Source organism: Ureibacillus sinduriensis BLB-1 = JCM 15800, assembly GCF_000772955.1.
GTDB lineage: Bacteria > Bacillota > Bacilli > Bacillales_A > Planococcaceae > Ureibacillus > Ureibacillus sinduriensis.
Genome location: NZ_JPVO01000046.1, coordinates 33,138 through 47,667, shown reverse-complemented (window position 1 = coordinate 47,667; position 14,530 = coordinate 33,138). Strand labels below are relative to the sequence as shown.

Sequence of the window (14,530 nt, the reverse complement as noted above, 5' to 3'; positions counted from 1 at the left end):
GTCTGTGGTGAATATAGTTAAGAAGAGAAATGAGTTTATTTAAAGGGAAGCAAGGATTTTATCGTGCATCTGTGAGAATGGGGTACTAAAGAGGTGCAACAAGAAGTAGATATAGGATGAAAATAAAGGTAACCCTAATTGAAACTTCATTCAATCAGGGTTACCCATAGCTAAATATTGACTCGGAGATTTTTCACTATAAGATTTTAATCTACCAAGACATTAAATTTTGAATTGCTTTATCAGTACCTGTAGATTATCTGCCAATTTGGCAAGGGCAAGTGAGGAGGATGTGATTTCTTGCATTGATGCAAGTTGTTCCTCTGTAGCTGCCGAGATATTCTGAGTAATCATGGACGAATTTTGTGCGACATTGCTTACATTTTTAATGGAGTCGTTCACCAAAACCGTTCCACTCGATAGATTTTTAAGTAATTGTGAAATATCTTCTATTTGTGAAACGATGCCATTAACGGCTTGTTCAATTTTCTCGAAGGAACTTCCCGCGATACTAACAACATTAAGACCGGATTGAACCTCTTTAGCCGCTTTTTCCATTGTTTCTAATGTTAAACTAGTATCATGTTGAATCAACTGAATAAGGTTTGCAATTTGTTCGGTAGAATTCGTGGATTCTTCCGCCAGTTTTCGTACCTCATCAGCAACAACCGCAAACCCTTTCCCATGTTCGCCGGCTCTTGCAGCTTCAATAGCGGCATTTAATGCCAATAAATTGGTTTGTGCCGAAATTCCTGTAATTACATTCGTAATTTGGCCGATTTCATTTGATCTAGAGTCGAGGCTTTTTACTGCCATTGAAAGGCTATTCACATTCTCGAATATGGAATTCATTTGTTCATTTACTTTCTGGATTGCCTTATTGCCTTCTATAGAAAGAGTTGATGTATGAAGTACGTCTTTCGTGATCTTCTCGGTATGGCCAGAAATTGTTTCAGTATGATTTGTTATGTCGCCAATCACTCTCGAACTTTGCTCGACTGCCTCCAACTGCTTATCAGACCCCAAAGCAAGCTCTTGAACAGTCATGGTAATATGCTCACTGGCGTTACTGTTCTGCTCCGCACTGGCACTTAGTTGTTCAGAGGCTGAAGCTACTTGCTGTGTAGAGTCTTGGACTGTACTGAATACAGTTTGGAGTGAGTTCGTCATATTATTGATTGAAGCAGTAAGTTGACCAATCTCATCCTTGGATTCATAGTTCCCCTTGACTGTAAAGTCGCCGTTTTCGGCTTCTTTTACCAGTCCCTTTATCTCGTTGATCGGACGGACAATCATACGGCTAATGATTGTACTTAGTGCCACCAAAATAATGAGGGCAATAACAATTATACCTGTAACAAAAACAATTATTTCTTGCTTGTTTTTGTTATTGGCTCCATTTATCGATTCTGCATTGGTGATAGTAGATTGCTGCATTTCTTTTAATGTATCATTTAGAGCAGCCCGACTTTCTTCAACTTCACCCAAGTATAGAGAATATGCCTCATCATTGTTATTTACTTCAGCAAGCTGCAGAACTTTATTTCGTTTATCGGCAAGTTCTTGTGCACGTTGCTTATATTGTTGTACAAAGTCTTGTTGATTTTTTGTTAATTGCATCGTTTCAATTTCAGAGATTAGTAAATCAATCTCTTCCCAAGCGGATGAAATTTCATCGATCAGTTCTTTGTTCCTTCCGGCATCCTCTGTTACAAGGAGTTCCAGTGTATATGCATCACTGGCTCTGGCATTTACCCTGATTTGCATGATTTTGTTTAAAGGGATCAAGTTGTCTTTGAACATATCATTCGAACCCTTGGCCATCTCATTAATATAGCTTACTCCCAATGTTCCAACTGAGCCCAGCGCTAGCGCACTTACAATGATAATGATTAATAATTTTTTGGAAATGCTTAAATTTCTAAGAAATTTCAAATGAAGAACTCCTCTGCCTATAATTTTTCTTAATAATACTATCGGCTAATTTATAAGATCTTTGAAATGAAAAAATGTATTTCCACAAGGATTTGCTTACCTTTTGTGGAACATATTATATAAAAGAGCTCATTTTTATTCTAGGACAAGGAGAGATTAGATGATTATAAGGCTGGCTGATTCAAAAGACATCGATCAATTAATCAAAATGCGTTGGGATTTTACACTTGAGCACAACGAAAGGAAGATGAATTATTCCTACTCCGAGTATGAAATAGAATTTCGTTCATTTTTTAAAAAGGCTGTTACTAGTGGTCAATGGTTCGTTTGGGTAGTAGAAGAGGCTGGAAAGATTGTTTCCCATATATACATAGAATTAATACAGAAAGTGCCCCGTCCCGGTAGAGTGACACATCCATTTGTCTATATGACAAATGTGTATACCGTGCCGGAATATCGGAATATGGGTGTTGGAAGTAAACTGCTTAACTTCATTAATAATTGGATTAAAGAAAATGAATACGAGTTTGTCATCGTATGGCCAAATATTGAAGCCATTTCCTATTACCAGAAAAATGGCTATGTATTTTCCAAGGAGCCGATGGAGTATTTCCCGAGTTAGAAGGGGATAAAGCTAGGCATTAACGAATTTTTGAGGGAGACACATGCAGGAAAAATAAAAACCCGGATATAAATCCGGGTCTGATTACACTACATTTTGTTATCCATGACACGCTGCCTCGCTTTCGCAATTCACCTTAAGAAAATCTCAAGATTTTGCACAAGCTTCAGTTAGATGGTCCTTCAGAGAAAACGATCATTCGCACTCATCGGGTTAACCCTCCCAAGTCATTGGATTTGAAGTGTTATCTCTAATAGTATAGACCGATTATTGTTTATCATACTTACTAATGAAAAAATGTTTAAATAACACCAAAATAAAAACCCGGAATAAATTCCGGGCCTGATTACACATGATCCACGATATTAGTTAGATTCCTTAGAGAAAACGATCATTCGCACTCATCGGGTTAACCCTCCCAATTCATTGGAGTTGAAGTGGAATCTTTAATAGTATAGACGGATTGCCTTACTATATACGCAAAAAAAATAAAACCCGGAATAAATTCCGGGCCTGATTACACACGATTCCACGATATTAGTTAGATTCCTTAGAGAAAACGATCATTCGCACTCATCGGGTTAACCCTCCCAATTCATTGGAGTTGAAGTGAAATCTTTAATAGTATAGACGGATTGCTTTACTTTATACGCAAAAAAATAAAAACCCGGAATAAATTCCGGGCTGATTACACACGATCCACGATATTAGTTAGATTCCTTTAGAGAAAACGATCAATCGCACTCATCGGGTTAACCCTCCCAATTCATTGGATTTAAAGTGAAATCTTTAATAGTATGGGGCGAAAGCTAATTTATATACACAATTTTTAAATAAAAGTGTGTACTTAAGGGAACTCTAAATAAAATATCACTGAGCACATCTTCTGTTTCCATAAAAACACCAGGAAAAAACTGAAAGTATGAAATATCGCATTTTACGTTAAACGCTGTACAAACAGGGGAAATGGCGGTAAACCAAGAAAGCAGATTATCGCCATTTTTTTTGTGTCTACTAGAACAGCGGCTTTTACATCGAATTCGAAGCTGTTTACAGGGAAGGGTCTTTCTCTTTATTTATAGCTAAGAAGATGATCATCAGAAGGATACAAAGTGCACCAATCCATTGGAATATCCCGAAAGGCTCTTTTAACCAAAAAACGGTGGTTAAGACGGCTGCCAATGGCTCTAGGCTCCCCAAAAGACTGGATTCTTTCGGAGCAAGGCTTTGCAGACTTTCAATGTAAAACCAAAAGGCGATCATTGTACCAAAAATAATTACAAACACTAAGTATAGATAAGCTTCACTTGTAAAACTGTTTAGATTGATTTGCCAAGGTGGATGAATGAAGCTTAATGCAAAGCCCCCGATAATCATCGCCCAACCGACAATGACGAGCGAATCAAATTGTTTGAGTAAGGGAATTGCGTACAACGTATAAAAAGCCAAGGCTACACCAGATAAAACACCCCAAACAATGGCTGCTGCCGGCACCGAAAACTGCGACACGGAGCCATTGGTAAGCAAGAAGAAGCAGCCAATCAATGCCAATGATACTGTCAATACATCTCCTCGTGTTAAAGTATTTTGCCTACGGAGAATGGAATAAATGATGATCATGACAGGGGCCAAATACTGCAGAAGTGTTGCAACGGCCGCATTTCCGTGTTTTATCGAAGCCATGTATGTATACTGGACTGCAAGCATACCGAGTAAACCGAAAATGATTAACTTTATAGCAGCTTTTCTATTCTTCCAAACGCCCATAATTTGCGCACGGTCCTTTCTTAAAAATTGTACCGCCAGCAGTAAAACGCCCGCAATAAGCAACCGTGTTGTTACTAGCCAATCAACATCAACGGCGTATTGTTGAAAAAGTTTTTGTGCCACCGTGCCGCCAATCCCCCAAAACATGGCACCTGTAATAACTAGAAGCATTCCTTTGTTCCGATTCATCGCAAGTCACCCTTTAAATATAAAAATAGTATTATAATATCTTTAGAATAATCGTTCGGAATCTTGAATAATACATAAATCAAATAAAAAAATATAAAAATATTGAGGGGATACAATGCAAATCAGGGATTTTACGGTCGATCATAATTTGAAGGAGTTAACGGAACACCGTACAGTTGTATTGCCGGTTGCCTGCTACGTGACGAAGATCGATGAGAATATAAATGGCTACATCCCGCTTCATTGGCATGATGAATTTCAATTTGTGCTTGTAGTCACTGGGACAGCCTATTTCCAAATCAATCAAGAAACGATCGATATACAAGAAGGGGAGGGGCTTTTCATCAATAGTGGTTGTTTGCATATGGCAAATGACAGGAATAATTCGGGCTGTGTCTATATTTGCATAAATGTATCTCCTGATTTTGTTGTTCCCCACGAGCTTTATGCGACGTTTGTAGCTCCATACATACAAGCGACGAATCTGCAATATATCCACTTAAGCCAAAGGGAATCATGGGCAAGCAGCATCCTAAATTCGATTGGAATGATTGCGCACTTCATCGAACAAAGCCAACCATTTTATGAGATGAATGTCAGCATAGAATTAACAACTATCTGGAAGAACCTCCTACAAAACGGCATTCAATTGCAATTCGAAGAGAGGGAGATGCTTCGAAATCAACGGATGAAGCTAATGCTGGATTGGATTCATCAACATTATGCAGGAAAAATTCTTTTGGAAGATATCGCACAGGCAGGACAGCTAAGCCGTTCAGAGTGCTGCCGGTATTTCAAGCGATTCTTGGGAAAGTCGCCATTGAACTACGTGACGGACTACCGTATCCAAAAAAGCTTGATATTGCTGCAACAACCTCAGTTCAACGTAACCGACGTCGCCTATCAGGTCGGATTTAATAGTGCGAGTTACTATATCGATAAGTTTCGCCAGTCGATGAAGATGACACCATTTGCCTATAAAAAGAAAGCAAATGAGTGAGCTGTTCAAGAGGCTTTTCCCAAAGAAGGAATAAAGCTCTTTATTGTTGAAGTTATTATACGAAAGTTAGGAATCAATATAGCTGCCATAATCAAGGTGCGAAGAAATATGATGCGTTATAACATAGGTGGCAAGTATAAGACGTACTTTGTAAAAGAGAGTTGGGACGGAATTAAGTTCATAGGAGATGAGATGAGGTGACAAAGGTGAATGTAAAATCGGTTCGAGATTTACCAAAAAGTAAAATGATCGATTTTTTTAAATTGCACTGGGGAAGTCCGCAAATGGTGATTTCAAGCGGGGTTTATGATTGCAGCGAATTAGATGGATTTGCGGTTTTGAAGGGGGATGAAATGATTGGTTTAATTACATATATCGTTGAAAATGGTGAATGTGAAATCATCTCCTTAGACAGCGTGGAAGAAGGTAAAGGAATTGGTACCTTGCTAGTTGAAGAAGTTGAGAGCATGGCCATGTCACAACTCCTGACGCGTATTAGACTCGTTACCACAAATGATAATTTATTGGCGCTGAAGTTTTATCAAAAACGGGGATATAGATTATCGAGAATTATAAATAATGCAGTTGACAGAGCCAGAAGGATTAAACCTGAAATTCCTTTAATCGGTAATGAGGGGATTCCGATACAAGATGAAATTGAATTGGTGAAGCAGTTGGAAGAGCAAGTGGATAATCTAGAAGCTAAGTAAGCCGTACATAAAATGCACGGCTTACTCCTTTAATGGTCTTAAAGCTTTCGTTTGATCAATGAAGATGAAGGCGTCATAACGGCTGCCAACCCTAGAAGGAACATAATTTCCATAAGCCTCGTATTCAGGGTTGTACACGACTCCTATAGCCCTGTGGCCGATCCAATTGTTGAATACTTCTCGATTTTCATCATTGAAAAGCAAAATTTTATCATCTGCACCCGCGGCATGCAGCTGTCCTTCCCATGTACTTAGTTTCGAGGGCGGCACATCGATTACTTCCAACGGATCTCCCCAGCTATCTGCAGCGATAACGGTGCCCTCATACGTACCAAATCCAATCGCAAATGTATTGTCCATAGCATATTGCTCCCTCATTATTTGGCCGACGTTGATTAGACCATCGTCCTTCATATCTGTTTGGGAAGCATCGCCAATATGTGTGTTGTGTTCCCAAATAATGATTTTTGTATCCTCTCCATGGTATTTCATCAATTCATTGATGGCTTCGACCATGTGCGAATCACGCGTATTCCAGGACTTTGCATCTTGCATCATTGCTCGGTAGTAGGCTTCTGCATTTTTGGCAACGAGCGCATTCATAATGACATTTAAGTCCTGTTCATATTCGTCTGAGTATTGTTCCTCATTGCTTCTCAAAGATTTCAGCAAACTGGATACTTCGCTGATACATTCACCGGTAAAATGGGCGGTGGAAAGGGCATAATGTTCGGGCATCCTATTGTATGGTTCAAAACACGAAAACGCTTTTCTTGCGTGTTCCAAATCCACTTTGTACTGGGGATTCTCAGATAAAAATTTCAACACTTCGTCAATCGATTCATAAAGACTGTAAAGATCGATGCCATAAAATCCAACCTTTTCAGCTAATGATTTATTTTTCTCCTTTAGCCATTCTGTAAAATGTTCTACTTCTTCATTTGCCCACATCCAAGTAGGCCAGCGATTGAAAGAGTTCACGAGAATCCCTTTTGCCGATTGAGCTTCACCTTCATAACCTTTTACATAGCGATTAATAGCCTGGACAGAAGGCCAATCTCCTTCGACCGCTATGACCTTGAACCCTTTTTGTTCAATCAGTCTTTTGGATAGCTCGGCACGTATAGTGTAAAATTCGGATGTGCCATGGGACGCTTCACCAATCATGACGATTCGGGCATTGCCAATTGCCTCAAGGATTTTGTCCAAGCTTTGATCGTTCAATGGATGGGATTGTTCCTTGATGGCATTGATCAGTTTTCTTGTCATTTGCATGTCGACTCCTTTCTAGCTTTAGCTTACCCAAGCGAGGCTTCTGAAAACACGGGAAAACGATATTTTAGGCAATTGTATCTGCTTGTGTAGCGATACCTTCAAAAACTTGATTGGAACTATTTACACGATGGCAAAGTTTTTTGGACGTGGCATTTGTTCATCACTCTTGCATGATTACGACTATCATTTTTCCACATACTAATTGTGAGGTGGAAAGATGACAATTATACGATTAGGGTATGTGGCGATGAGCATGGAACTTAAAAATGCTTCACCTTCCCAAACAATGACCTTTACTCAATTTCAAAAAATTGAGGATCGAGAAGCGGCATTACGAAAATTAGAGCAAATCGCATTGAAAAATCTAGAAAGTACACACAGACTGCTCAAACATAACTATTTTAATGAAATTCATTTCTATCGGCTAACTTCCCGATTGATTCCGTTAGCGAACCATGAAGCGCTTGATGACTGGAATTATATGAAGCCTCTCAAAAATAAGTTGCGGGAAGTAGGGGAATACGCAACAAAAAACAACATGAGAATCGATTTTCATCCAGACCATTTTGTCGTTCTGAATTCCGGCAAGAAAGATGTATTCATTAACTCCGTTAAAAACTTAAAGCTGCACTATTTGTTGCTTAGGGAAATGGGGATCGACCCGACGCATCGATGTGTCATTCACGTTGGCGGGAAATACGAGGAAACAGGAAACGCCTTAGAAAGTTTTATTGATAATTGGGGGAATGTCCCGGCGGGTATCCAAAAAATGATTATGCTCGAAAACGATGATAAGTCATTTACCTTGGAGGACACGCTTTACTTATGTGAAAAGTTGGGGATCCCGATAGTCTTTGATTATCACCACCATCTTGCACACCATGAAAATGAACACTGGCAAGAGAGTTGGGACCGTGTAGTGGCAACGTGGGATAAATCACCTCTCCCCATTAAAATGCATATCTCAAGTCCGAAAAGTGAAGCCGAGTTCCGTCATCACTCCGATTATGTGGATGTGAAAATGTTTTTAAGATTTTTGAACGAAATTAAAGGATCAGTCCCTCAAATCGATTGTATGATTGAAGCGAAGAAGAAGGATGAAGCACTCTTTACCTTAATGAAGGAAATTAAGAAAAGAGAGGACATCGAAATTATCGATGGCTCCACGTTTTCTTTAAAATAACGAAAAGAGTCGTCCTAAAGCGAGGCGACTCTTTTTATGCCTAATTGGAAGTGGGTGGTTTTATGAAGACGTGCTTTCCGACATCTTGACTTGGAACCGCTTCGTTAAGAGCAGTGAAAGGATTAGCAGAAACTCCATTGTATTCATTATTGGGAAGTTTTTGATCCATATCCCTACGATACTGCCGACAAGCATGATTGCTGTGCCGATTAACAACCAAGGGAATCTGAAGTTTTTGAGTAAAAGAATCCCTGCAATGATAAGAGCGGCTGTGACAAGGATAACCATCACCGGGCTGGACGGTTCGACACTTTCATAGCTTAACACATTAAATTCTTCCTTGGATCTTAGTTTCAGTCCAATAATTGAAGTGAATAGTTCATAAAGGATGAGCACGAGTGTGATGAGGGGGAAGGCAATTTTCCAGAATGTCTTTTTCGCCCAGGGCATGCCTAGATTGAAACAAATACACCAAGCAAACAGAACAAGTGTAGGCGTGAAAAGGGCATGTAACCAGAAACGGGCATAGCTTAACCCTTCCAATAGTTCCCCCTCGCCAATAAATCTTCCAGCTGCAATGATGAGATTATCATAGACGAGGCCAATAATTACGAGCAAAAGTACGTTGGTTACATTCCATAAACTCTTTTTTGACAGGATTAACGCCCATACTAAAAGGCCGATATACCCGAAAGCAAGAAGGAAGTAAATAAATGTATGCATAAGATCACTCCTTCCTCTAATATTACCCGTTTTCAATCAATTACAACGGAATGAAGGTAAATTACAAATGCAATATTGATCAAGGTGAGAGGACGATTCTATGTAAAAATTAATGTATAGAAGAGTTGGGTAAAAGGATATATATGGTAAAATGAAATCTGTAAGGGGGTATTGGTGTTGAATATATTTCGATACATAGAACACTTCCCAGTTGTTTCGGTCAGGAAGATGAATTTGGATGGGGGCGAATTTATGGGGTATATCATGGAACTAAGAAAGGCAGTCGGAAGCAGACCTCTCATTATGGTCGGAGCTTGCGTCATTGTCACGGATAAAGAAAATAAGGTTTTACTACAGCTTCGCCAGGACAATGATTGCTGGGGGTTGCCTGGCGGTTCATTGGAGTTGGGCGAGTCTTTGGAACAAGTAGCAAAAAGAGAACTGCTTGAAGAAACGGGATTGATTGCCGACAACTTAACATTACTTAATGTCTATTCCGGAGAGGAATTCTACTATAAATATCCTCATGGAGATGAAGTATATAATGTGGTAACTGCTTACATATGCAAGGAGTATCATGGGGACTTAAGAAAAGAAGATAGTGAAGTGCAAGCTTTGAAATTTTTTAATTTAAATAATCTTCCCTCCAATATAAGTCCGCCGGATTTTCCAATCTTGACTGAATTTATTCAATATTTAAATAGTGAGTGCTAATTTAAGCAGGATTGCTGCTCATTGATGTTGAATTTACTGATTGAATCTATAGGTTACCGATAGGGGATGGAAAAATGGAAGTTGAAGTTAGGGAATTGGGAAATTTAGAGGTAGCGTATATACGGCGTACGGGCAGCTATAGTGAACCGCAAGAGCATTGGGGAAAGCTGTTCAACTGGGCACTTTCGAACGGACTTTTTCCGGCGCAGCAAGCTTTTATAGGCATATCCTTGGATAATCCGGAGGTAGTAGAAGCTGATCGTTGCCGGCACGATGCATGCGTCACAATTCCGGAAGGCTTTGGTAAAGAGAAGCATCCAGATATCCAATATAGAACTTTGGATGGAGGTTTATATGCTTTGCATCCATTTTATGACACACCTGCTAAGTTGAACGGTGCCTATCAATTTATGTACGGACAATGGTTGCCGAGGAGTGATTACGAGGCAGATTATGCAAGGCATTCCCTGGAATTTAATATGAACAATCCCGCTGAAGATCCAGAAGGGAAATGCAAAGTTGATTTATATGTTCCTATTAAAAGGAAGGTAACTTGATTAGTATGAAAGTTGGGCTGGCCGGTATTAACCGCTCATTATATAAACGTAGCACTACTAGGAATACGAGCTGCTTTTAGGGTGTTGATAGAATATGTATATATATGTAAAGTCTGAACGAAAAGGATGACGACGAACATGGAAATTAATGAAAAAGCACGGGGAGAATTATTTAATGAAATAAATGGTCTATCTACTGAAAGCTTCAATAAAAAACCTTCCGATGATGAGTGGTCAATAAAGCAGATTGTGGAACACTTATGTTTAATGGAGGGTGCCATTGCCAAAATGATTCAAGGCAAATTGGAAAATGGCGAAGTGGTGAATGCCGAAATGAAGCCAATTGAAGCGGCTACAAATAGAAAAATAAAGATAGATGCTCCGGAATTCGCTTTACCTGGTAATGAGTTTGCCACATTGGAAGAGTTGAAAACGAAGTTGAATGTAACCCATCAAACTTTGTTAAAGATAGAGGAATTAGCCGATGAAAAAGAATTGAAAATAAAGGGATTTCCTCATCCGGTATTCGGTCAAATGAGTTTGGAACAGTGGATCCCATTTGTTGGATATCATGAAATGCGTCACATATTGCAAATTAAAGAGGTAAAAGAAAAGCTGGGATTATAATTTTGAAAAGAGGATTTTTTGCTGCCTATGCTGTGACAAATCCTCTTTTTTTTTCCTTATATGTTTAGTGAACTTTGGATATTTAAGGCGGGAGGATGTCCAATATTACCTTTGAATCACTAATAATCGAATAAAGGAGGTATGTGTTGTCATGTTGCCTAATCGTGCCATTAAACAACTGGGATTAAAGATAAATACAATGAATGAGGTAGAAGATTCCCATAGTTCAACTGTGTACAGATGTACATTACATAACGGTGAAAATATATTTTTAAAAATCCCTTATACTAAACTGAAGTTTCGGCGAGAGTTGGAAGCTTATGAAATATTAAAAGGGCGTATTGCCATTCCAAATTTGCTGGATTATTGGACTGGTGATGAAGAATATCCAGGTGCTTTTGTATTATCCGAGCTAAAGGGGAGCCCGTTAACAACAAACGCTTCAGAAACAGCCGCTTATCAAGTCGGTGTTCTTCATGCAACAATGCACACTGTACAGCCGCCGGAGGGGAAAAAGCTGGTGGGTGTACAAAATGAATTCCCAAACTGGTCCAACTTTATAGAAGAACAATTTTATAGCTTTGCAGAGGATGTAAAAGAGGTTGTAGAAGGGAGTTTATATGATCAAGCGGTTGAAAAATACGAAGCAATGAAACGACACATTCCTTCGCCGGATGGTCCATGCTTTGTCCATATGGATTTTCGGCCGGCAAATATCATTGTAGAAGGTGATAAAGTTTTAGGCATGATTGATTTTGAAAGTGTCCGGTTTGGTTCAACCGAAATCGATTTCACGAAACTCTACCGCGACTTTTTACAATTCAATCCCACGCTGTTTCGAGCCTTTAAAGAAGGCTATCGGAGCATCAGACCATTGATTGATTTAGAAGTTGTATTGCCTTTTTATCTTTTTACAGATGCCTTTAATAGCATCGGTTGGTGTAGGCGTCGCGGAATCGAGAGGAATGCGTTGTTCTTGGAGAACAATTTAACTAGGTTAAGGAGCTTGCTGGGCAAAAGTGGTTAATTAACACATGCGATATCAACGCTACGAGGTCAAAGTTGGCAGTGATTAATAAGTATGTGCAATATGACGTACTAAACTCATATAAATTCAAGCGTTTCTGCATTGCGTGGGAACGCGTTTTTTTATTTTCGATAGGGTCTTTAGTCATAAATGATAATATCATAAATTATTATAATCTATTGAATTAAAAGTCTTGTAAGAATATAATCAGAAAAAGAGCGAAAGGGAATATTATGTAATAAAAGGCTAAGGATGGATACTAACTATATTGAAGTGGTGGGGGATGTTTATTGATGAAATTCAGTGGAAAAGGGGTATTTACCCGATCAATTAAATTAAAGCTATTAACGGTTTCTATTTTACTACTGATTATTCCTTTGGTTGTTCTAGGTATATTTAGCTACCAGAAAAGTAGTGGTAGCCTTGATGAACTTGGGCAAATGAATTTGAAAAATAGTGTCGAACACACGATCGAATTAATGAATGTACTGAATGAACAAGTTGAGAGTGGGGATCTCACTTTAGAAGATGCACAAGAGAAAGTGAGAGTCGCTCTATTAGGCGAAATGCAGGAAGATCATACAAGACCGATTAACAAAAATTTTGATCTAGGCGAGAATGGATATGTGTTTGTCTCGGATAATGATGGAAATATGGTTGCCCACCCGAATAGTGAGGGGACGAATCTTTGGGATAAGCAGGATATAAACGGCAAGACCTACGCACAGGAATTTATAAAAAAAGGATTGAATGGCGGAGGCTTTACATATTATTATTTCCCAATTCCAGGCGACAAAGATGTCATTAAAGAAAAAGTAACCTACTCAAAAGCTTTCGAAGAGTGGGGCTGGATAGTAGTTGCAGGTGCATATCTGATTGATTTTAACCAACCTGCCAATGAAATACTTCAATTAAACGTGATCATCATGGGCATTACACTGGTGATCGGGATTTTGATCATTTGGTTGTTTGCAAATCGTGTTTCGAATCCTATCAAAAAAGTGACGGAGCAAATGGAATATATTGCAAAAGGCGATTTAACACGCCCCCAACTAGACATCAAATTAAAAGATGAGACAGGCCAGCTGGCAAATGGTTTGAATAACTTGCAAAGTAAGTTGAGCAGTATGATACAAAATATATCTCAAGCTTCCCAAATGATCACAGGTCATAGCGAGGAATTGACGCAATCGGCAAATGAAGTAAAAATAGGTGCGGAGCAAGTGGCTAGAACAATGGAGGAGATTGCTTCGGGCACGGAGTCGCAGGCTAGTCATGCTTCCGATCTTTCCTCTGCAATGGGGACTTATGTGGAGAAGGTGGAAGAAGCGAATGAGAATGGCGAAAAAATCCATCAATCATCCCATGAAGTATTGCAATTGACGCAAGGTGGTTCCCAGTTAATGTCGAAGTCGATTGAGCAGATGGCGAGTATAGACCGTATTGTTCATGACTCGGTTCAAAAGGTGCGGCAATTGGATGTTCAATCGAATGAAATTTCCAAGCTGGTAACGGTTATAAAGGAAGTAGCGGAACAAACGAATTTACTTGCTCTGAATGCTGCAATTGAAGCTGCACGTGCCGGAGAACATGGAAGAGGATTTGCGGTTGTTGCAGAAGAAGTGAAAAAACTTGCAGAACAGGTGGCCATTTCCGTTTCGGATATTACACAAATCGTCGGAAAAATCCAAAGCGATTCTTCAGAGGTTGCCCATTCTTTGCAAAATGGCTATACGGAAGTAGAAAAGGGGACGGACCAACTAAGAACGACCGGCGAGACATTTAATAAGATAACAGAATCTGTCCAAATGATGGTTGAAAACATCCAAACCGTTAGTGATAGTTTAACGATGATTAAATCGACAAGCCAAGAAATGAGCTCCTCTATAGAAGAAATTGCTTCCATCTCAGAAGAATCCGCTGCTGGTGTGGAACAAACTGCCGCTTCTACCCAGCAAACGAGCAGCTCAATGGAAGAAGTGGCTGCCAATTCGGAGGAACTTGCAAAACTGGCAAAAGAATTAAATGATTTAATTCAACAATTTAAACTATCCTAGTTGCAAATGAAAGATTTCTGAAGAAGGTACCATTTGAAGGGTATTATGGCCGAAGTTCCGGCTGTAGTATCCTTTTTATTTATGGATTATAGCTATCCAAGGCTTAAGGATATAATAAAAGAAACAGTATAGTTGAATAAGTTA

At 39.2% G+C, this 14,530-nt stretch carries 13 protein-coding genes; 9 read left to right on the top strand and 4 right to left on the bottom strand.

All coding sequences use genetic code 11. The features are described from left to right. Positions 1 to 222: 222 nt before the first annotated feature. A complete protein-coding gene (locus tag CD33_RS06650) occupies positions 223 to 1,935 on the bottom strand; it encodes a methyl-accepting chemotaxis protein (RefSeq protein WP_036199315.1) in 1,713 nt (570 codons plus the stop codon). Positions 1,936 to 2,095: 160 nt separating this feature from the next. Here CD33_RS06650 and CD33_RS06645 point away from each other — a divergent pair, with 160 nt between their 5' ends. Continuing rightward, entirely contained in the window at positions 2,096 to 2,557 is a 462-nt protein-coding gene (locus CD33_RS06645) for a GNAT family N-acetyltransferase (RefSeq protein WP_036199313.1), read from the top strand. 1,050 nt (positions 2,558 to 3,607) lie between these two features. Here CD33_RS06645 and CD33_RS06640 read toward each other — a convergent pair. After that, complete coding sequence (locus CD33_RS06640; RefSeq protein ID WP_036199311.1) at positions 3,608 to 4,513, bottom strand: DMT family transporter; 906 nt, start codon at positions 4,511 to 4,513, stop codon at positions 3,608 to 3,610. Positions 4,514 to 4,628: 115 nt separating this feature from the next. Between CD33_RS06640 and CD33_RS06635 the strand changes: the two genes are divergently transcribed. Beyond that, the gene (locus CD33_RS06635; RefSeq protein WP_036199309.1) at positions 4,629 to 5,513 is read left to right on the top strand and encodes a helix-turn-helix domain-containing protein; all 885 of its coding nucleotides are present in this window, start codon (positions 4,629 to 4,631) and stop codon (positions 5,511 to 5,513) included. 206 nt (positions 5,514 to 5,719) lie between these two features. Further along, a complete protein-coding gene (locus CD33_RS06630; protein WP_036199563.1) occupies positions 5,720 to 6,223 on the top strand; it encodes a GNAT family N-acetyltransferase in 504 nt (167 codons plus the stop codon). A gap of 21 nt (positions 6,224 to 6,244) precedes the next feature. Here the strand turns inward: CD33_RS06630 and CD33_RS06625 are convergent, their stop codons facing one another. After that, on the bottom strand, positions 6,245 to 7,492 hold the full coding sequence (locus CD33_RS06625; RefSeq protein WP_036199307.1) for an erythromycin esterase family protein: 1,248 nt from the start codon (positions 7,490 to 7,492) through the stop codon (positions 6,245 to 6,247). A gap of 223 nt (positions 7,493 to 7,715) precedes the next feature. On the opposite strand from CD33_RS06625, the gene uvsE reads away from it, so the two are divergent. Next, positions 7,716 to 8,681, top strand: coding sequence for a UV DNA damage repair endonuclease UvsE (uvsE, locus tag CD33_RS06620; RefSeq protein ID WP_036199306.1), 966 nt, complete (start codon positions 7,716 to 7,718; stop codon positions 8,679 to 8,681). 60 nt (positions 8,682 to 8,741) lie between these two features. On the opposite strand, the gene CD33_RS06615 is transcribed toward uvsE, so the two are convergent. Beyond that, on the bottom strand, positions 8,742 to 9,404 hold the full coding sequence (locus CD33_RS06615) for a hypothetical protein (protein ID WP_036199304.1): 663 nt from the start codon (positions 9,402 to 9,404) through the stop codon (positions 8,742 to 8,744). Between the two features lie 252 nt (positions 9,405 to 9,656). On the opposite strand from CD33_RS06615, the gene CD33_RS06610 reads away from it, so the two are divergent. From CD33_RS06610 to CD33_RS06590, 5 genes are all read left to right on the top strand, one after another. Continuing rightward, entirely contained in the window at positions 9,657 to 10,118 is a 462-nt protein-coding gene (locus CD33_RS06610) for an NUDIX hydrolase (RefSeq protein WP_036199562.1), read from the top strand. 74 nt (positions 10,119 to 10,192) lie between these two features. After that, complete coding sequence (locus CD33_RS06605; protein ID WP_036199301.1) at positions 10,193 to 10,675, top strand: AraC family transcriptional regulator; 483 nt, start codon at positions 10,193 to 10,195, stop codon at positions 10,673 to 10,675. 138 nt (positions 10,676 to 10,813) lie between these two features. Continuing rightward, positions 10,814 to 11,302, top strand: a complete 489-nt coding sequence (locus CD33_RS06600) for a DinB family protein (RefSeq protein ID WP_036199298.1) — start codon at positions 10,814 to 10,816, stop codon at positions 11,300 to 11,302. Positions 11,303 to 11,453: 151 nt separating this feature from the next. Continuing rightward, positions 11,454 to 12,329 carry a phosphotransferase family protein gene (locus CD33_RS06595; RefSeq protein WP_036199297.1) on the top strand — a complete coding sequence of 292 codons (876 nt, stop codon included), beginning with the start codon at positions 11,454 to 11,456 and terminating at the stop codon, positions 12,327 to 12,329. Between the two features lie 293 nt (positions 12,330 to 12,622). Beyond that, complete coding sequence (locus tag CD33_RS06590; RefSeq protein ID WP_036199295.1) at positions 12,623 to 14,386, top strand: methyl-accepting chemotaxis protein; 1,764 nt, start codon at positions 12,623 to 12,625, stop codon at positions 14,384 to 14,386. The last annotated feature ends 144 nt before the right edge of the window (positions 14,387 to 14,530 follow it).

Bases quoted from the DNA above. Each gene is read 5' to 3' on its own strand.
- CD33_RS06645 (WP_036199313.1), top strand. From the start codon at position 2,096: ATGATTATAAGGCTGGCTGATTCAAAAGACATCGATCAATTAATCAAA.
- CD33_RS06640 (WP_036199311.1), bottom strand. From the start codon at position 4,513: ATGAATCGGAACAAAGGAATGCTTCTAGTTATTACAGGTGCCATGTTT.
- CD33_RS06635 (WP_036199309.1), top strand. From the start codon at position 4,629: ATGCAAATCAGGGATTTTACGGTCGATCATAATTTGAAGGAGTTAACG.
- CD33_RS06625 (WP_036199307.1), bottom strand. From the start codon at position 7,492: ATGACAAGAAAACTGATCAATGCCATCAAGGAACAATCCCATCCATTG.
- uvsE (WP_036199306.1), top strand. From the start codon at position 7,716: ATGACAATTATACGATTAGGGTATGTGGCGATGAGCATGGAACTTAAA.
- CD33_RS06615 (WP_036199304.1), bottom strand. From the start codon at position 9,404: ATGCATACATTTATTTACTTCCTTCTTGCTTTCGGGTATATCGGCCTT.
- CD33_RS06610 (WP_036199562.1), top strand. From the start codon at position 9,657: ATGGGGTATATCATGGAACTAAGAAAGGCAGTCGGAAGCAGACCTCTC.
- CD33_RS06605 (WP_036199301.1), top strand. From the start codon at position 10,193: ATGGAAGTTGAAGTTAGGGAATTGGGAAATTTAGAGGTAGCGTATATA.
- CD33_RS06600 (WP_036199298.1), top strand. From the start codon at position 10,814: ATGGAAATTAATGAAAAAGCACGGGGAGAATTATTTAATGAAATAAAT.
- CD33_RS06595 (WP_036199297.1), top strand. From the start codon at position 11,454: ATGTTGCCTAATCGTGCCATTAAACAACTGGGATTAAAGATAAATACA.
- CD33_RS06590 (WP_036199295.1), top strand. From the start codon at position 12,623: ATGAAATTCAGTGGAAAAGGGGTATTTACCCGATCAATTAAATTAAAG.